Below are 18,479 nucleotides of genomic sequence, written 5' to 3' on the forward strand. Positions count from 1 at the left end.
GAGCCTGGGGGTGGGACTCGGATGTGGGCGGTGGTGCCTTGGCGGGGGGCTCGGGGGTATTCGGGGGTGGGGTGAGGGCGAGGGCTACTCGGGGAGGTCGGCGGCCCAGGTGCGGGCTTGGGCGGCTTCGGTGGTGGCGTTGGCTCGGGTGTAGGCGTCGGCGGCCTGGAGGTAGGTGGCGCGGGCTTCGGCGGGGCGGCGAGCGGCCTCGTGGGCGCGGGCCAGGTTCTGCAGGGTCTGTCCCTTGACGTACCAGTCGTCGAATTCCCGGCCGGCCTGCAGGGATTGGCCGTACGCTTCGATCGCTTCCTCCGTCCGGCCCGCCTTCTGCAGGGCGTTGCCGAGGTTGTTCCACGCCGTGGCCTCACGGTGGCGGTCCTGGGTGTCCTGGTACAGGTCGCGGGCGCGGGTGTGGGCGTCGATCGCTTCCTCAGCCCGGCCCGCCCGCTGTAGGGCGGCGCCGAGGTTGTTCCACGCCGTGGCCTCACGGTGGCGGTCCTGGGTGTCCTGGTACAGGTCGCGGGCGCGGGTGTGGGCGTCAATCGCTTCCTCTGTCCGGCCTGCCTGCTGTAGGGCGGCGCCGAGGTTGTTCCACGCCATAGCCTCACGGTGGCGGTCCTGGGTGCCCTGGTGCAGGTCGCGGGCGCGGGTGTGGGCGTCGATCGCTTCCTCAACCCGGCCTGCAGACCGCAGGGCGAGGCCGAGGTTGTTCCACGCGCTTGCTTCGCCCGGTCGATCCTGGGTCCGCTGCCCGGCCGCCCGCGCCGCCTCAGCGACGGCGATTCCGTCGTCGAAATACCGCCGCCAGAGCAGATACTCCGTCAGGTGCCAGGCCAGCCCCACCCCCGCTTCCGCGAACCGCTCCTCCCGCGCCCACTTCACTGCTGCCACCAGACCGGCACGCTCCCCATCCAGCCACGCCAATGCCCGCCCCCGGTCTCCGAACAGCTCTGGCACCGGCATCCCCGGCAGCCACCGCAACCGGGCATCTGCGGCACCCGCCCACCGGCAATAGAACGCCATCACCCGCTCTCGCGCCGACTCCCCCTCCTCCCGTAAACCCACATCCCCCGCCACCACACCCACCCCAAACACGCGCACCAAGTCATGCACCCGCCACCGTGTGGAACCCGAACCGTCGGCGCCCCGCACCGGCGTGACGAGATGAGTCGCGGCGAGATCCTCCAGAAGCGACAGCGCGGTCCCCGTGTCGAGGTCGGTCAGGGCGGCGATCGTCTCCGTGCCCGTCTCCGCGCCCGGCGCCAGGCAAAGCAGTCGCAGCATCCGGGCCTGGTCGGCCGGCAGCCGTCGGTACGACGCCTCCAGCACAGGCCGCAGAACGAGCGAGCGCCCATAAAAATCCGTGCCGAGACTGCCACCGTCGAGAACCGAGGTCGGGTCCCCGGCCTCCCGGATCTCGGTCACCAAGGAGGCGATGTCCCGATTCCGTCGCCGACGCAGCATCCCCGTGGCGATCTGGAGCGCCAGCGGCAAGTGGCCGCACAGGTCGGCCAGTTCGCGCAGCGCGTCAGGCTCCCGCGCCGCGCGATCGTCGCGTTCGTCGGTGTCGTGCAGGGATCGCGTCACCAGGGCCACGGAGTCGTCCGGGGCGAGGATCTCCAGGTCGATGAGGCGGATCGGCAGTGCGTCGGGACGGTCTCGTGACGTGATCAGCACCCTGTGGTGGTCAGTGCCGGGCAGCAGCGGCAAGTACTGCGACGGGTCCGACGCGTTGTCCAGGATCAGCAGCATCCGTTCCCGGCGCTCGCCGAGCAACGCACGATACGCGTCGTACTGGCGCTCTGCCGTCGGCGGCAGATCCTGGTCCCGCACCCCTAGCGCATCCAGCAGAGCCAGCACTGCCTGATCAGCCATGACTGGATCGTCGTCGTAACCGCGCAGGTCTACGAACAGCGTTCCGCCCGGGAACCAGCCCTTTCCCCGCGCCTGGTGCGCCGCCTCCACCGCCAGCGCCGTCTTGCCGATGCCGCCCATGCCGGTCACGGCGAAGATGAGGAGGGGGAGCGAGGCCGAGTCGTCCTCCCTAGGGGCGAGGTGGGGCAGCAGACGGCCCAGTTCCGCCGACCGCCCTGTAAAACCCGGCGGGCGCAGCGGCAGCGTCGCCGTGGCGCGCGGAACCGGGCCGTAGGCCGTACCCCTACCGCTGCTCGGTTCTCTTGCCGGTGACGGGACCGTAGAACGTCCCGCCCCTGAAGTCGATGTGGTCTCCGCCGTAGGTTGCTCCCCCGTCCCCGCGTGAATAGGGACCCTCCTGGTCGGAGGAACCGCCACGTGGCCCGTGTCTACGGAGCACCGCCACCGTCACCGCCGCAGCCTGCTGGGCGGCGAGCGGCTGTGAACCCGTGGCGTCGGCCGCGTGCTTGTCCGCGTTGGCATGGTCGCTGATGCCACGGACGACCAAGGAGTCCAACCGGCCGTTCAGATGGGCCGCTTGAGTCGCTCCATAGCCCTCCATCTCGATCGCCGCCGCGTCGTTGTAGTTCCGGCGGATGAACTGGGCGATCTCTGAGTCGGCGTCCGCCAGGACTACGTCGCCCGTCGCGATCGGCGCGAAGTGGGGCCGTACGTCGGGCATGTCCCGGACCGCGAAACGGGCCGCCTGCTCCAGCGCGTGCGAACCCGGCAACGACTTCGGGCGGACCAGGAAGCCCTCCGGCGTCTGCTTGCCGCCGTGGATCTCGTACACCTGCGTGCCCACGACGACGTCCCCGATCTCGACGTCGTCCTTCAGGCCGCCGGCGACACCGACGAAGAACACCGCCTCCGGGCGCAGCCAGTCGATGAGCTGCGTCGTGAGCGCGGCGGCCCGGTCGGCGCCCACGCCCAGTTCGGCGAGGACGACCTGCCATGCCGTACCGGGCAGTCGGCCCTGCTCGATACGGGTTCCGTCGCGATGCGTTCGCTCTCGGCGCTCCTCGATGTGCACGCGTACGGCGGCGTATTCGAGTGGGAGCGCGGTCAGGACGAGAGCGGTGGATACGGTCTCGGGCACACTCATAAGGTACGCCGGGGGAAGGGGCACGCGTGGCTGAACAGGACGTCACCGTCGGGCAGTTGCTGCTCGCCGAGTATCAGACCATCAAGGACGAGCAGAAGGCGCGGATCGGGTTCCGGGACAACCTGCTGTACGTGACCCTGACCGTCGTGGCCGCCGTCATCGCCGCCGCCGCGCAGGCCAAGCAGGCGTCGATGCTGCTGGCGCTGCCGCCGGTGTGTGTCGTGCTCGGGTGGACGTATCTCGTGAATGACCAGAAGATCTCGGCGATCGGCGCCTATGTGCGGGGTGAACTCGCGCCGAAGCTCGCGGAGTTGGCCAAGCCGGGGGGTGGGGTGCAGGCGTTCGGGTGGGAGACCGCTCATCGGGGGGATGCGCGGCGGGGGTCGCGGAAGGCCGTGCAGTTGGCGGTGGATCTGCTGGCGTTCTGTGGGGTGCCGTTGGCTGCGCTGGTTGTCTTCTGGGCTTCCGGAGGCAGCGGGCTGCTCGTCGCCCTGTCCGGGTTGGAAGCGCTCGCCCTGGGTGGGCTCGCCTCGCAGGTGGTGTGGTACGCGAACGCGGCGTGAACTCCAGTAGGACGCCCTACCTTTGACGTACGGGTACGGAACGGCGGGGGACGGGCGGATGGAAGCGGCGGCGTGGCTTTCGGCTCTTCTGATGGCTCTGGTGGAGGGCTCGGGCGGGGACGCTGGGCGCCGGGCGGTGGAGAAGCTGGCGCAGGCGGTGGGGCTGGGGCCTGGGGCTTCCGCCGGGGAGATTGCCGAGGCGGCGATGGCTCCGGCGCGGCGGGATGCGGTGCGCGAGTGGGGTGAGGCCGTTGCCGACCTGCTCGCCACCGATCCTCGGGGTGTCGCCGGTGCCGTGGCGCAGGTCATGGAGCGGCACGCGCCGGGGAGCGGGAACTCCTGGTACGACGGTGATCACGCCGACTTCCGGGGCGGGGTATTCCTGCGTGAGGTGGTCGGCGTACAGGTGGTGATCCAGCAGGGTGCCGCCGCCGTACCCGAGGCGATGGCCGGTCTGCCGCCGAGGGCCGGTGCCTTCACCGGTCGGGCGGAGGAGACGGCGGCGTTGCTGTCCGCGCTGGACCCGGCCACGGCCGATTCCTCCGAGTCACCCGCCGTCCTCGTCGCCGCCGTGTCCGGCCTCGGCGGCATCGGCAAGACCGCGCTCGCCGTCGAGACCGCCCACCTGGCCCGCGAGCGGAACTGGTTTCCCGGCGGATTTCTGTTCCTCGACCTGCACGGCTACGGCCCCGAGCCCGTCACCGCCGACCGAGCCCTTCAGGCCCTCCTCCGCGCCCTAGGCATCCCTCCGGAACACATCCCCGCCACGGCGGACGAGCGTGCGGCCCTCTATCGCTCGACTCTCGACGCGCGGGCTCGGGAGCGCGGTGCGGTACTCGTCCTCGCCGACAACGCCTCGTCACCGGACCAGGTGCGGCCCCTCCTGCCGGGGGACTCCCGGCATCATGTCATTGTCACCTCCCGCGACCGGCTGCCCCAACTGGGGGCGCGGCTCTTGTCTCTGGACCAGCTCACACCGGAGGAGGCGCACGAGCTCCTCGAACGTGCCCTGTGGATCGCCGATCCGCACGACACCCGGATCGCCGACGATCGTGACTCGGCTGAGCAACTTGCACGGATCTGTGGGCACTTGCCGCTGGCCTTGCAGATTGCGGCCGCTCTGTTAGCGGAAGACCCCGGGATGCCGGTGACCGAACTCGTCGCTGAGCTTGCCGAGTCCCGTGATCGCCTCGACCACCTCGACGACGGTGAGCGCAACGTTCGCGCCGCCTTCGAACTCTCTTACCGTCGTCTGCCGCCCGAGCAGGCGCGGTTGTTGAGGCTGCTCGCCCTTGCGCCGGGGCCCGACGTGAGTGATGAGGTGGTCGCCGCACTGGTCGGCGCGGAGATGCCTCCGGTACGGGAGCTGAAGGCGCTGGCTCGTGCCCATCTTGTTGAGCGGGGGAGTGGGCGTGGGTGGTGGCGGGTGCATGACTTGGTGCGGGTGTTTGGGGTGGGTGTAGTGGCGGGGGATGTGGGGTTGCGGGAGGAGGGGGAGGCTGCTCGGGAGCGGGTGCTTTGGTTCTACTGGCGGCGGGCGGATGCGGCGGACGACCGGTTGAAGTGGCTGCCGGGGATGGACGAGCCGGAACGGTTCGGGGACCGGGCGGGGGCGTTGGCGTGGTTTGACGGGGAGCGGGCGGGTCTGGTGGCGGCGGCGGGGTGGGCGCGGGAGGAGCGGTTCGCCGAGGCGGGGGTGGGGCTGGCCTCGTGCCTGGAGGAGTACCTGCGTTGGCGGCGGTATTTCGACGACGGGACCGCCGTCGCGCAGGCGGCAGCGGCGGCCGCGCAGCAGGCCGGGGACCAGGTCGGCGAGGCCGACGCGTTGAACAACCTCGGTCTCGCCCTGCGGCAGACGGGCCGGGCGGAGGAGGCGATCGAGGCCCACACCCGGGCCCGCGACCTGCACCAGGCCGCCGGGGACCGCCACCGTGAGGCCACGGCGTTGAACAACCTCGGTCTCGCCCTGCGGCAGACGGGCCGGGCGGAGGAGGCGATCGAGGCCCACACCCGGGCCCGCGACCTGTATCAGGCGGTTGGGGACCGCCACCGTGAGGGCATGGCGTGGAACAACCTCGGCAACGCGCTGCGAGAGGCGGGCCGGGCGGAGGAGGCGATCGAGGCCCACACCCGGGCCCGCGACCTGTATCAGGCGGTTGGGGACCGCCACCGTGAGGCCAGGGCGTGGAACAACCTCGGCCTCGCCCTGGCGGAGGAGGGCAGGGTGGAGGAGGCGATCGAGGCGTATGGCAAGGACCTGGAGATCTGCCGGGAGTTCGACGACTGGTACGGCGAGGGGCAGACCTTGGGGAACCTGGCTCGCGCCTACGAGGAAGCCCACCGCCCCGCCGAGGCCCGCGCCGCCTATCTCCAGGCCGCCGACGCCTTCACCCGCGCCAACGCCCCCACCGAGGCCGCCCAAGCCCGCATTTGGGCCGCTGCCCTCGACACCCCCACCCTCTAACGCCCCAACTCCCCCCGAACCCACCGATACTGCAACTCCGGCCGCCCCACAGTCCCATACTGCGGAGCCCTCGCCGCCCGCCCCGCATCCACAAGATGCTCCAGATACCGCCGAGCAGTAATCCGCGAAATCCCCACCACCTCGGCCAGCCCTGTTGCCGTAAGCCCCTCCCCGGAATCCCGCAGAGCGACCGTCACCCGCTCCAGCGTCGGCGCACTCAACCCCTTCGGCAGCGCCGCAGGCGACGGCGCCCGCAGCGAAGCCAACGCCCGGTCCACCTCGTCCTGCCCGCTCGCTTCCCCCACCGCCGCATGGAACTCCGCGTACCGCACCAGCCGGTCCCGCAGGGTCGCGAAGGTGAACGGCTTCAGCACGTACTGCACCACGCCCAGCGAGACCCCCTCCCGCACCACGGTCAGATCCCGCGCCGACGTCACCGCGATCACATCCGCGTGATGCCCGGCCGCCCGCAGCGACCGCGCGAACTGCAGCCCGTGCACATCCGGCAGATGCAGATCCAGCAACAGCAGATCCACCGGCGTACGGTCCAGCAGCCGCCGCGCCTCCGCGCCCGTGTGCGCCTTGCCCACGGCCACGAAGCCCGGCACCCGGCCGACGTACATGACGTGCGCGTCGGCGGCCACCGGGTCGTCCTCCACGACCAGGACGCGGATGGGCTGCTGGGTCGTCATGCGTCACCTCTCGTGGCGGCGTGCCCGGTCGCTTCGGTGGGCCGGGCGGCTGCGTCTGGAGGCAGTCGTGCTTCGAACGCGGCGGCGCGTCCCTGTCTCTGCGCAGCCGGGGAGTCCACGACGAGAACGCGGATGCGCTGCCGAGTCGTCATACGTCACCTCTCACCGCGGCACGCCCGGGCGCCTCGGCCGGAGAGGCGCCCGTGTCCAGAGGCAGCCGTACCTCGAACACCGCACCGCCCGCCCCACCCTCTGTACCTTCCGCCACCGTCAACGTGCCCTCCTGCCGGGTGACCGCCTGCCGTACCAGGGCCAGCCCGAGGCCCCGGCCGCCCGGACCGGACGGCTTGGTCGAGAACCCCCGTTGGAATACCAGCTCGGCATGGGCGGGATCCACCCCCGTGCCGGTGTCCGCGACCCGCATCACCAGTTCCGTGCCCTCCGCGTACGCCGTCACCGTCACCCGGGCGCCGATGCTGCCCTGCGCCGCGTCCACCGCGTTGTCGATCAGGTTGCCGAGGATCGTCACCAGGTCGCGGGCCGGGAGGCTCGGCGGGAGCAGGCCGTCGTCGAGGCGGCTGTCCTCCGAGACGACCAGCTCCACGCCTCGCTCGTTGGCCTGCGCCGTCTTGCCGAGCAGCAGGGCTGCCAGCACCGGCTCGCTCACCGCCGCCACCACCTGGTCGGTCAGTGCCTGGGCCAGTTCCAGTTCGGCCGTCGCGAAGTCCACCGCCTCCTCCGCGCGGCCGAGTTCGATGAGCGACACGACGGTGTGGAGGCGGTTCGCCGCCTCGTGCGCCTGCGAGCGCAGAGCCTGTGTGAAGCCCCGCTCGGAGTCCAACTCGCCCATCAGGGACTGGAGTTCGGTGACATCGCGCAGGGTTACGACCGTTCCCCGGCGCTCGCCGCCCGACACCGGGGAGGTGTTGACCACGAGGACGCGGTCCGCCGTCAGATGCACCTCGTCCACCCGCGGCTCGGACGCCAGCAGTGCCCCCGTCAGCGGGCCGGGCAGCCCGAGATCCGCCACCGACTTCCCGACCACCTCGCCCTCGGGGCCGACGCCCAGCAGCTCCCGGCCGCCGTCGTTGATCAGAGCCACCCGGTACTGGCCGTCCAGCATCAGCAGCCCCTCCCGCACCGCGTGCAGCGCGGCCTGGTGGTAGTCGTGCATCCGGCTGAGCTGGGTCGCGTTCATGCCGTGGGTGTGCCGGCGCAGGCGGGCGTTGACGACGTACGTGCCGATCGCACCCAGGGCGAGGGCGCCGGCGGCGACGCTGAGGAGGGCCGAGACCTGGCCCTGCACCCGATCACTGATCGCCTTGACCTTGATGCCGGCGCTGACCAGGCCGACGACCCGCTTGTCGGCGTCCTCGATGGGGGTGACCGCGCGGACCGACAGACCGAGGGTGCCCTTGTAGGTCTCGGTGATGGTCTCGCCGTTCTGGGACCGCTCGATGTTGCCGAGGAAGTGCTTGCCGATCTCCTTCTTGTTGGGGTGGGTCCACCGGATGCCCTGGCGGTTCATGATCGTGACGAAGTCGACGTCGGCGTCGCGCATCACCCGCAGCGCGTACGGCTGGAGCTGCGCGCTGGGGTCGGGGGTGCGGGTCGCCGCCAGTACGGACGGAGCGTCCGCGATCGAGCGGGCCACCGCCAGGGCCTGCCGGCGTGCCGCGTCCTCGGCCTGCTGCTTGTCGCTGACGTAGGTGAACAGTGCGTATCCGGCCACGAGCACCGCTATCAGCACGGCCTGCATGGCGAAGAGCTGGGCGGCCAGGCTGCGGGGGCGCGGGACGGGGATGCGCATGCCGTCAGTGTGCCTCGCAGGTTAAGCATGAACTAAATGAACGGAAGGGTGACCGCCCTCACAGGGCACGACATAGTCACGGCATTGAGGGAGCGAGTGGAAGCGGGGCATCAGGTTCCAGCCACCGTTCCCGGCACAGAGATCCGCACCCCCATCCCCATCTCCATCCGGACGTGAGCCGCACGCCGGTGATGCCGACGAAGACGTCAAGGAGGGCAGCCGTGGCCGCCAGCACCCCCGATACGGCACCTGCCGCACCCGCTGGGAAGCGGGACCGCACCCACTATCTCTACATCGCCGTCATCGCAGCGGTGGCCCTCGGTATCGCCGTGGGGCTGATCTGGCCGAGCGTGGGCGTGGAGCTCAAGCCGCTCGGTACGGGCTTTGTGAACCTGATCAAGATGATGATCTCCCCCATCATCTTCTGCACGATCGTGATCGGTATCGGCTCCGTACGGAAGGCCGCCAAGGTCGGCGCCGTCGGCGGTATCGCGCTCGGCTACTTCGTGGCGATGTCGCTGGTCGCGCTGACCATCGGCCTGGTGGTCGGCAACATCCTGCACCCGGGCGACGGGCTGCACATCACCAACGCGATCAAGGCCTCCGGGCACGACCAGGTGGACAGTGAGGCGCTGCCGCCGGTCGACTTCGTGCTGTCGATCATCCCGACGACCTTCATCTCGGCCTTCACCCAGCAGCAGGTGCTGCAGACCCTGCTGGTCGCCCTGCTCACCGGTTTCGCGCTGCAGGCCATGGGCTCGGCCGGGCAGCCGATCCTGCGCGGTGTGGAGCACCTCCAGAAGCTCGTCTTCCGCATCCTCGGCATGGTGATGTGGGCCGCCCCCGTCGGCGCCTTCGGTGCCATCGCCGCCGTCACCGGATCCGCGGGTCTCGGCGCGCTGAAGCAGCTGGCCATCCTGATGCTCGGCTTCTACGTCACCTGCTTCCTCTTCGTCTTCATCGTGCTCGGCGCCCTGCTGCGGATCGTCTCCGGGCTCAACATCTTCAGGCTCTTCAAGTACCTGGGCCGTGAGTTCCTGCTGATCCTGTCGACCTCCTCCTCCGAGTCCGCGCTGCCGCGCCTCATCGCGAAGATGGAGCACCTCGGTGTCAGCAAGTCGGTGGTCGGTATCACCGTCCCGACCGGTTACTCCTTCAACCTCGACGGCACCATGATCTACATGACCATGGCCTCGCTGTTCATCGCCGACGCCATGGGCACGCCGATGGCGATCGGCGAGCAGATCCCGCTGCTGCTCTTCCTGCTCCTCGCCTCCAAGGGCGCGGCGGGTGTCAGCGGCGCCGGCCTCGCGACCCTGGCCGGCGGTCTGCAGTCGCACAAGCCCGCCCTGGTGGACGGCGTCGGCCTGATCGTCGGCATCGACCGCTTCATGAGCGAGGCCCGTGCCCTGACGAACTTCGCGGGCAACTCCGTGGCCACGGTCCTGATCGGCACCTGGACCAAGGAGATCGACAAGGAGCGCGTGGGCCGGGTCCTCGCCGGTGAGCTGCCCTTCGACGAGACGACCCTCCTGGACGAGGACGTCGAGCCGCACATCGAGGTGCCGGAGCAGGGCGGCGAGAAGGAGCTGGCGAAGGCCTGAGCCCCGCCGGGACTCCGGGCGGCCGGCACACCCCCCGTCGGTCGGTCGCCCGGCCGAGAACGCCGAGCAGTCGGGTTCCTCCCTCGTGGACCCGACCGCTCGGCTTCGTCATCTCCTCCTGCTCATGCCCAGCGATCCTCACCGATCTCTTACCGAAGTCCACTAGCGTGCCGCGCCGGTGCAGTACACGCGCGACGCGTTTCGTTGGTTGGAGGCACGGGGGATGAAGATCGACTGGGACCGGCGCACATGTGCCCGCAAGGGGCACATCACCTATGCGCCCCTCGAGCCGGGACTGAAGGCGCGGCTGCACGCGCAGACCGCCCTCGGAGACGTCTGGCGCTGTCTGCGCTGCGGCGACTTCGTGCTCGGCGAGCCGCACGGCTCGGGACCGGCGGACCACGCGCCCCTCGTGCCGCGCGGCAAGGTCCTGCGGGACCTGTTCATCCTGCGCTTCCTGGCGATCGAGCGGGCCGTGCGCGGCGTCTTCATCGTGCTGGTGGCGCTGGCCGTGTGGAAGTTCAGCAACAGCCAGGACTCGGTGCGCCGGCTCTTCGACGAGTACCTCGACGTCTTCCGGCCCGTCTTCCGGCACTTCCACTACGACCTCGACCACTCGCCGATCGTCGGCACGATACAGAAGACCTTCGGCTACAAGCACTCCACGCTGCTCCTGGTGGCCGCACTGCTGCTGGCGTACGCCCTGATCGAGCTCGTGGAGGCGGTCGGCCTCTGGTACGCCAAGCGCTGGGCGGAGTACCTCACGGTGGTCGCCACCGCCGCCTTCCTCCCCCTGGAGATCTACGAACTCACCGAGCACATCAGCTGGCTGAAGATCGGCACGCTGGTCCTCAACATCCTCGCCGTCCTCTACATCGCCCTCGCCAAGCGGCTGTTCGGGCTCCGGGGCGGCCGCAGGGCGTTCGAGGAGGAGCGGGAGAGCGCGTCGCTGCTGGAGGTCGAGGAGTCGGCAGGGGTGCCGGCCCACACCGGCCAGGCCGTCTGAGTCGTCTCCTCCTGGCTGCCCAAATCCTTTGACCCGTGAGCCCGTAGGGTCCCAGGCTGGAGAGCCTCGGGGGCCGCGCAGTCGCACACACGGAGGCGGACATGGGGGAGCCCGACGGGCTGGAGATCATCAGCTCGGACGAGTACGAGAAGCGGTACGGCGCGGGGCGCGAGCCCTCGCCGCTCTCGCTGGAGCGGATCAACGAGCTGTTCCACGAGTTCCTGACGGCGGTCGCCCGCCCGAAGCGCAGTGACGCCGACGGCAGCCGCGACCTCGCCAAGCGGCTGCGCGAGCACCTGGGCTCGGCGCCGACCGACCGCCCGGTGGTCAAGGCCGCGTACGCACCGTACGACCTGCCCAACGTCCATCTCGCCCTGGAGCGCTGGTTCGCCGCCGACGGCCGTTCCTACGAGCTGGTCGGCATGCGCGGCGCCCAGCACCACGGAGAGCTCACCCTCGGCGACATCATCGAGGCCGCCGACCGCTACGACCGCTTCGTGATCGGCGCCGTCGACTACGCCCATATGCCGGTCTCGGCCGACGAGGAACTGGCCTGTGTCTCCTGCGGGTTCTACCTCGGCGCGGAGGGCGACGAACGCTTCGCCGTCCTGCTGCGCGGCCCGCAGGACGAGTACGGCCGCAACAAGGTGGAGATCGAAGTCCTCGCCGGGGAGAAGGAGTTCGCGGACCGCCTGCTCGCCGAGATCGACGCCCTCGTGCGCGAGCACAACGTCTTCCGCGGGCAGGTCCTCTCCTTCGAGGGCTCCCAGTTCGGCCACGGCCTCGGCCCGTTCCGCTTCCACCGCCGCCCCGGCCTCACCCGGGACGACATCATCCTGCCGGCCGGACTCCTGGAGCGCGTGGAACGCCAGGTGGTCGGGGTGGCCCGGCGCCGCGAACAGCTGCGCGCCGCGGGCCAGCATCTGCGCCGCGGCCTCCTCCTCTACGGCCCTCCCGGCACCGGCAAGACCCACACCATCCGCTATCTCCTCTCCCACCTCCCGCAGTTCACGGTGGTGATCCTGTCCGGCGAGAGCATCGGCGCGATCGGCCCGGCCTGCGCGCTGGCCCGGATGCTCCAGCCCGCCCTGGTCGTGCTGGAGGACTGCGACCTGATCGCCGAGGCCCGCGACTACGGAGGCGGCGAACAGCCCCTGCTCTTCCAGGTGCTGAACGAGATGGACGGCCTCGGCGACGACGCCGACGTCGCGTTCCTCCTCACCACCAACCGCGCCGACCTGCTGGAACCGGCCCTCGTCCAGCGCCCCGGCCGCGTCGACCTCGCCGTCGAGATCCCCCTCCCGGACGCGGAGGGCCGTGCCGCCCTGCTCGCTCTCTACGGCGGTGGTCTCGGCCTCGACGAGGACATCACCGAGGAGGTCGTGACCCGGACGGAGGGCACGACGGCCTCCTTCACCAAGGAGCTGGTACGGCGGGCGGTCCTGATCGGCGCGGAACGCGAGGCCCCCCGCACCGAACCGGCCGACGTACGGGCGGCCCTCGACGAGCTCCTGTCCGACCGTGACCGCCTCACGCGTCGGCTGCTCGGCGTGCGGGACGGGAGCGAGGACGAGGAGTGGTTCTCGGCCGAGGACGGGGACGAGGACGACGACGCAGACGTACGGGGCCATGGCGGACCCCCTTCAGGGGAGTGGCTGCTCCGCCCCCGTCCCGGCCCGTATCCCCGCTGACGTGCGGACGTCCGAACACCGGACGCCTCAGCAGGCCGGCGCGACCGCCTCGTCCAGCCGCGCCAGCTCCTCCCCGGTGAGCACCAGGTCCGCCGCGGCCGACGAGTCCCGGATCGTCTCCGGACGGCTCGCCCCCGGGATCGGGACGACGACCTCGGACCGCGCCGACAGCCAGGCCAGGCAGACCTGCTGGGGGCTGACACCGCGCTGCGCCGCCACGGAGTGGAACGCCCCGAAGCGGACCTCGCCCTCGCTCCTCGACGGCCCGTCCAGGGAGCTGCGGGAGATACCGCCCAGCGGGCTCCACGGCAGGAAGGCCAGCCCCAGTTCCTCGCACAGCCGCAGCTCGGCCGCGCTGTCCTGGACGGCGGGAGAGTACTGGTTCTGTACCGAGACCAGACGGTCGCCGAGGATCCGGTGCGCGGTGCGGATCTGGTCCACGTCGGTGTTGGAGACGCCGGCCAGCCGGATCGTGCCCTCGTCCAGGAGTTCGCGCAGCGCGCCGACCGACTCCTCGAAGGGCACCGCCGGATCGGGCTTGTGCAGCTGGTAGAGGCCGATCGCCTCGACGCCCAGCCGCTTCAGGGAGGCCTCGGCCGCCGCCTTGAGATGGCGGGGCGTGCCGTCCACGGTCCAGCTGCCGTCCGCCGGGCGGCCCCGGCCGCCCTTCGTGGCCACCAGTACGTCCGCCGTGTCGCCGCCGTACGCGGCCAGGGCCCGGGCGACGAGGTGCTCGTTGTGGCCGGGCTCGGCGCCGGGCAGGTGGTAGGAGTCCGCCGTGTCGAGCAGCGTCACGCCCGCGTCGAGGGCGGCGTGCACGGTGGCGAGGGCACGGGACTCGTCCGGGCGGCCCTCGATGGACAGCGGCATGGCGCCGAGGCCGATCGCGCTCACCCGCAGATCGCCAAGGGTGCGGAAACGCATGTCAGTTGCCGTCCTTGCGCAGTGTCTCTGCTACTGCTCCCGGCAGCCAACGCCGCGCCTCACCGAAGGTGAAACCGAGCCGGGCGGCCCGGGAGTTGTCCATGCCGTAGGAGCGGGTGAAGGAGAACGGGGAGACCTCGCCGACCTCCACGGGCCGAAGGATCGTCCTGCCCTCCGGGAAGTGCACCGCCACCGCGGCACACAGTTCCTCCGTGGTGAGCAGCCCGTGAGAGGCCGCGTTGACGGGGCCTGTGAAGTCCTCGCCCGCCGCCCAGAACAGGAAGTCGGCGATCTCCTCGACGTGGATGTAGGTGGCCGGCCGGTTCGTGAGGGGCACGGAGATCGGTTCGCCGCTGCGGATGCGCTCGGCGTAGTGGTCCACACGTCCCGTGAAGTCGTCTTCGCCGCCCAGGACATGGGCCACACGCACGGCCGCGTACGGGAACCCGGGTCCGGCGGCCGTCAGGACCGCTTCCGCCTGGCGCTTGCCCTCGCCGTAGTGGGCTTCGAGGAAGTCCTCGTCGTCCCACGGGAGTTCGAGGTCGACGGAGACCGTACGCGGATCGACGGCCGCCTCCCTCACCAGTGCGGGGGAGTCCTCGTACTCGTACACCTCGACCGTCGACGTCAGCACATAGCGCCGGGTGCGGCCGGTGAAGACGCGGCGGGCGATCGCCGCCTGGCGCGGGGTGTAGCAGACCTGGTCGACGACGACGTCGAACGTGCGCGGACCGAGAGCCTCGCGCAGGGAATTCTCGTCGTTCCGGTCGGCGATCAGGTGAATTGCCCCGGCGGGGGGTGGTGAAGAACCGCGATTCAGGACCGTCACCTGGTCTCCGGCGGCCAGCAGACGTGCGATCAGCCGCTTGCCGAAATAGCGGTTGCCGCCGATGACCAGTACCTCTCGCGTCTTCTTCATGACCATAATTCTCCCGGCGTATGTCCACGTCCTGAAGGGGGAACCATGGGATTTCAGGCCGCCGTACCGAAAGAACCGCGGCATCTGCGCGCCACCGCCAACGAAACCTCGGTGGCCTTCGATGTGCTGGACCGGCAGATCCTGGAACTGCTCCAGACCGACGGCCGGATCAAGCTCAGTGAGCTGGGCCGCCGGGTGCGCCTCAGCCCGGCGGCGGTCACCGAGCGGGTGCGGCGGCTGGAGGCGGCGGGCGTGATCACGGGATACGGCGCCCGGGTCGCCCCGGCCCGTCTCGGCTACGGCATCCAAGCGTTCATCAGGGTCAACCCGCACGGCGGCTACAACCTGAAGCACCCCCGCACCCTGGAGCTGATCGGACGGCCGGAGATCACCGAGGTGCACCACGTGGTCGGCGAGGACTGCTGGATCCTCAAGGCCGCCGTCCGCGACACGGTCCACCTGGAGGAGATCCTCGAAGAGGTCTCCGTCCTGGGCCGCACGACGACCTCGATCGTGCTCACCTCCCCGGTGGAGCGGAAACCGCTGTTGCCTTGACGTCGGCGTCAAGTCGTACGGTCGTACGCATGCGAATCGGCGAGCTGGCCGCACGGGCCGGGACCACGACGCGGACGCTCAGGTACTACGAGTCGCGCGGGCTGCTGTCCGCGCGGCGCGGCGGGAACGGGTACCGCACCTACGACGAGAGCGATCTGAAGCTGCTCCGGCAGATCCGGACGCTGCAGGACTTCGGGTTCGACCTGGAGGAGACGCGGCCGTTCGTGGAGTGTCTGCGGGCCGGGCACCCGGAGGGCGACTCCTGTCCGGCCTCGCTCGCGGTCTACCGGCGCAAGCTGGACGAACTCGACGCGTTGATCGGCGAGTTGCAGGCCGTGCGGGCGCGGATCGCCGTGCGGCTGGCCGTGGCCGACGGGGAACCACCGTTGTGCGAACTGGGAGGGCGGGAACTGTGATCGATGTGACGGACGAGGATTTCGCGGCGCAGGTGATCGGGTCCGAGGTGCCGGTGCTGGTGGAGTTCACGGCGGACTGGTGCCCGCCGTGCCGGCAGATGGGGCCGGTCCTGCACGCCCTGGCCGCCGAGGAGGCCGACCGCCTCAAGGTGGTGCAGCTGAACGTGGACCGCAATCCGGAGACCACGAACGCCTACAAGGTGCTCTCGATGCCCACGTTCATGGTCTTTCGCGGCGGTGAGCCGATCAAGTCGATGGTGGGGGCCCGGCCCAAGCGGCGGCTGCTGGCCGAGCTGGCGGAGGTCCTCTGACCTCACGCAGTACAGAAGAAATCCCCCGGGCAATTGCGCTCGGGGGATTTCTCTGTGTAAGTTTAATGATTCGCGACTTCAAGGGGATTGGGTCGCTAAGAAGTTCACTGGCGTCATTGTATCTGCCCGGGAGTGGAATTGTCAAACAGCGATGAAATTCGCAGAGAACAGGAATTCATCGACACCCTGTACGCGCGCGTGGACGCCCTGCGCGGCCACACCGAGGCCGGCGTCACGGATGCGCTCGCCCAGGGCAACACGCCCATGCAGGCCCGGCTGGAGCGGGACATCCTGGTCGCCGAGCGGTCCGGGCTGCTCGCCGCGCTGAACGCCGTCGACGGTTCGCTGTGCTTCGGCCGCATCGACTTCACCTCCGGCACCCGGCACCACATCGGCCGTATCGGGCTGCGCACCGACGACGCCGAGCGCACGCCGGTCCTGATCGACTGGCGTGCCGATGTCGCCCGCCCCTTCTACCTGGCCACCGGCCACACCCCGATGGGCCTGCGCCGGCGCAGGCACCTCACCACCGAGGGGCGCCGGGTCACCGCCCTGCACGACGAGATCCTCGACCTGGGCGACCAGGAGCGGACCGGCCATGAGGACCCGACCGGCGACGCGGTGCTGCTCGCCGCCCTGGACGCCGCGCGCACCGGCCGTATGCACGACATCGTGCAGACCATCCAGGCCGAGCAGGACGAGATCATCCGGGCGCCGCACCGGGGAGTGCTGGTGGTCGAGGGCGGTCCGGGCACCGGCAAGACCGCCGTCGCCCTGCACCGGGCCGCCTATCTGCTCTACGAGCACCGGGAGCTGCTCGCCAAGCGGGCCGTGCTCATCGTCGGCCCCAACCCCGCCTTCCTCGGCTACATCGGCGAGGTGCTGCCCTCGCTCGGCGAGACGGGCGTGCTGCTCGCCACGGTCGGGGAACTGTTCCCCGGAGTGAAGGCGACGGCGAGCGACAGCCGCGCGGCGGCCGCGGTGAAGGGGCGCGCCGACATGGCGGACGTGCTCGCCGAGGCCGTGCGCGACTGGCAGGCGCTGCCCGACCCGGTGATCGCGATCGAGCACGACCGGGAGATCCTGATGCTCGACGACGGCCTGGTGAAGATGGCCCGCGAGCGCACCCGTGCCGCCCGGCTGCCGCACAACGTGGCCCGGGAGCACTTCGAGGGGCACATCCTCAACACCCTCACCGAGATGTACGCCGAGCGGGTCGGGACGGACCCCTTCGACGGCAGCAGTCTGCTGGACCCGAGCGACATCACGCAGATCCGGGACGAGATCGCCGAGAACCCCGAAGTGTGGGCCGCCATCGACCAGCTGTGGCCGCGGCTGACCCCGCAGCGCCTGGTCGCGGACTTCCTCGCCGATCCCGTCGGCTATCTCCCCGACGAGGACGCGGCCGCGATCCGCCGTCCGGTGACGCGGGCCTGGACGGTGGCGGACGTACCGCTGCTGGACGAGGCGGCCGAACTGCTCGGCGTGGACGAGCGGGTGGCGCGGGCGCGGGCCGAGCGGGAGCGGGAGACGCAGGTCGCGTATGCACAGGGTGTGCTCGACGTCTCGTACGCCTCGCGGACCTACGAGTTCGAGGACAAGGACGAGGAGGACTCCGAGGTCCTGTCCGCGCACGACATCATCGACGCCGAGCGGTTCGCCGAGCGGCAGGAGGAGGACGACCACCGCAGCGCCGCAGAGCGGGCGGCGGCCGACCGGACCTGGGCGTTCGGGCACATCATCGTCGACGAGGCGCAGGAGCTGTCGCCGATGGCGTGGCGGCTGCTGATGCGGCGCAGTCCGACGCGGTCGATGACGCTGGTCGGGGATCCGGCGCAGACCGCGGAGGCGGCGGGGGTCGGTTCCTGGGCGGGGATTCTCGAGCCGTATGTCGAGGACCGCTGGGAGCACGCCCGGTTGGGGGTCAACTACCGGACTCCGGCCGAGATCATGGAGGTCGCGGCGGCGGTGGTGCGGGCCGAGCAGCCGGGCTTTGAACCGCCGAGTTCGGTGCGGGCCACCGGCGTTCGGCCTTGGGCGCGGGCGACCGATGATCTGCCCGGCGCTGTCGCCAAGGCGGTGGAGGAACTGACGCCTGCGGAGGGGCGGCTTGCGGTGATTGCGCCGCGGCATCTGCACGGGAAGCTGGCCGCTCGGCTGGACGGGGTGGTGGCGGGGGAGGCGCCTGATCTGACGCGGAGGGTGGTGCTGCTCGATCCTCGCGGGGCGAAGGGGCTGGAGTTCGATTCGGTGCTGGTGGTCGAGCCCGGGCTGTACGGCACGAGTGACCTGTATGTGGCGTTGACCCGGGCCACGCAGCGGTTGGGGGTGCTGCACAGTCGGGCGCTGCCGAAGGCGTTGGCTGCGGCGCTGGGGTAATGGTTGATTTCGCCCCCTCCGCCCCTTCCCGTCCCGACCCGGGGGCCAGCCCCCGGACCCCCGCTCCTCAAACGCCGGAGGGGCTGATTTTTTCAGCCCGTCCGGCGTTTGAGGACGAGGCCGTTC

Annotated in this window: 15 protein-coding genes; 9 read left to right on the plus strand and 6 right to left on the minus strand. The window is 70.6% G+C overall.

The window, feature by feature from the left end; translation table 11 throughout:
- Positions 1 to 84 precede the first annotated feature (84 nt).
- Together ACWDAG_RS43945 and ACWDAG_RS43950 are read right to left on the minus strand one after the other, a co-directional pair.
- The gene (locus ACWDAG_RS43945; RefSeq protein WP_450701180.1) at positions 85 to 1,995 is read right to left on the minus strand and encodes a tetratricopeptide repeat protein; all 1,911 of its coding nucleotides are present in this window, start codon (positions 1,993 to 1,995) and stop codon (positions 85 to 87) included.
- Positions 1,996 to 2,158: 163 nt separating this feature from the next.
- Positions 2,159 to 3,019: a 5'-methylthioadenosine/S-adenosylhomocysteine nucleosidase family protein gene (locus ACWDAG_RS43950; protein ID WP_450701181.1), complete on the minus strand. Its 861-nt coding sequence runs from the start codon at positions 3,017 to 3,019 to the stop codon at positions 2,159 to 2,161.
- A 26-nt stretch (positions 3,020 to 3,045) separates the two neighbouring features.
- Here ACWDAG_RS43950 and ACWDAG_RS43955 point away from each other — a divergent pair, with 26 nt between their 5' ends.
- Positions 3,046 to 3,582 carry a hypothetical protein gene (locus ACWDAG_RS43955; protein ID WP_450701182.1) on the plus strand — a complete coding sequence of 179 codons (537 nt, stop codon included), beginning with the start codon at positions 3,046 to 3,048 and terminating at the stop codon, positions 3,580 to 3,582.
- 91 nt (positions 3,583 to 3,673) lie between these two features.
- On the plus strand, positions 3,674 to 6,046 hold the full coding sequence (locus ACWDAG_RS43960) for a tetratricopeptide repeat protein (RefSeq protein WP_450701183.1): 2,373 nt from the start codon (positions 3,674 to 3,676) through the stop codon (positions 6,044 to 6,046).
- On the opposite strand, the gene ACWDAG_RS43965 is transcribed toward ACWDAG_RS43960, so the two are convergent.
- Both ACWDAG_RS43965 and ACWDAG_RS43970 read right to left on the minus strand, forming a co-directional pair.
- Complete coding sequence (locus ACWDAG_RS43965; RefSeq protein WP_450701184.1) at positions 6,043 to 6,738, minus strand: response regulator; 696 nt, start codon at positions 6,736 to 6,738, stop codon at positions 6,043 to 6,045. The genes ACWDAG_RS43960 and ACWDAG_RS43965 overlap by 4 nt on opposite strands.
- A 148-nt stretch (positions 6,739 to 6,886) precedes the next feature.
- A complete protein-coding gene (locus tag ACWDAG_RS43970) occupies positions 6,887 to 8,548 on the minus strand; it encodes an ATP-binding protein (RefSeq protein ID WP_450701185.1) in 1,662 nt (553 codons plus the stop codon).
- A 221-nt stretch (positions 8,549 to 8,769) separates the two neighbouring features.
- Here ACWDAG_RS43970 and ACWDAG_RS43975 point away from each other — a divergent pair, with 221 nt between their 5' ends.
- From ACWDAG_RS43975 to ACWDAG_RS43985, 3 genes are all read left to right on the plus strand, one after another.
- Positions 8,770 to 10,152 (plus strand): cation:dicarboxylate symporter family transporter, encoded by a 1,383-nt coding sequence (locus ACWDAG_RS43975; protein WP_450701186.1) that lies wholly within the window; start codon positions 8,770 to 8,772, stop codon positions 10,150 to 10,152.
- A gap of 223 nt (positions 10,153 to 10,375) precedes the next feature.
- Positions 10,376 to 11,158, plus strand: a complete 783-nt coding sequence (locus ACWDAG_RS43980; protein ID WP_450701187.1) for a DUF2127 domain-containing protein — start codon at positions 10,376 to 10,378, stop codon at positions 11,156 to 11,158.
- A gap of 101 nt (positions 11,159 to 11,259) precedes the next feature.
- Positions 11,260 to 12,849: an AAA family ATPase gene (locus tag ACWDAG_RS43985; protein ID WP_450701188.1), complete on the plus strand. Its 1,590-nt coding sequence runs from the start codon at positions 11,260 to 11,262 to the stop codon at positions 12,847 to 12,849.
- Between the two features lie 27 nt (positions 12,850 to 12,876).
- On the opposite strand, the gene ACWDAG_RS43990 is transcribed toward ACWDAG_RS43985, so the two are convergent.
- Positions 12,877 to 13,773: an aldo/keto reductase gene (locus ACWDAG_RS43990; RefSeq protein ID WP_450701189.1), complete on the minus strand. Its 897-nt coding sequence runs from the start codon at positions 13,771 to 13,773 to the stop codon at positions 12,877 to 12,879.
- Between the two features lies 1 nt (position 13,774).
- A complete protein-coding gene (locus ACWDAG_RS43995; protein ID WP_450701190.1) occupies positions 13,775 to 14,692 on the minus strand; it encodes an NAD-dependent epimerase/dehydratase family protein in 918 nt (305 codons plus the stop codon).
- 45 nt (positions 14,693 to 14,737) lie between these two features.
- On the opposite strand from ACWDAG_RS43995, the gene ACWDAG_RS44000 reads away from it, so the two are divergent.
- From ACWDAG_RS44000 to ACWDAG_RS44015, 4 genes are all read left to right on the plus strand, one after another.
- Positions 14,738 to 15,247 (plus strand): Lrp/AsnC family transcriptional regulator, encoded by a 510-nt coding sequence (locus ACWDAG_RS44000; RefSeq protein WP_450701191.1) that lies wholly within the window; start codon positions 14,738 to 14,740, stop codon positions 15,245 to 15,247.
- A gap of 29 nt (positions 15,248 to 15,276) precedes the next feature.
- Entirely contained in the window at positions 15,277 to 15,663 is a 387-nt protein-coding gene (locus ACWDAG_RS44005) for a MerR family transcriptional regulator (RefSeq protein ID WP_450701192.1), read from the plus strand.
- The gene (locus ACWDAG_RS44010; RefSeq protein WP_450701193.1) at positions 15,660 to 15,974 is read left to right on the plus strand and encodes a thioredoxin family protein; all 315 of its coding nucleotides are present in this window, start codon (positions 15,660 to 15,662) and stop codon (positions 15,972 to 15,974) included. Before ACWDAG_RS44005 ends, ACWDAG_RS44010 begins: the two co-directional genes overlap by 4 nt.
- Positions 15,975 to 16,130: 156 nt before the next feature.
- Positions 16,131 to 18,353: a HelD family protein gene (locus tag ACWDAG_RS44015; protein ID WP_450701196.1), complete on the plus strand. Its 2,223-nt coding sequence runs from the start codon at positions 16,131 to 16,133 to the stop codon at positions 18,351 to 18,353.
- Positions 18,354 to 18,479 lie beyond the last annotated feature (126 nt).

Source organism: Streptomyces sp. NPDC001157 (assembly GCF_053598255.1).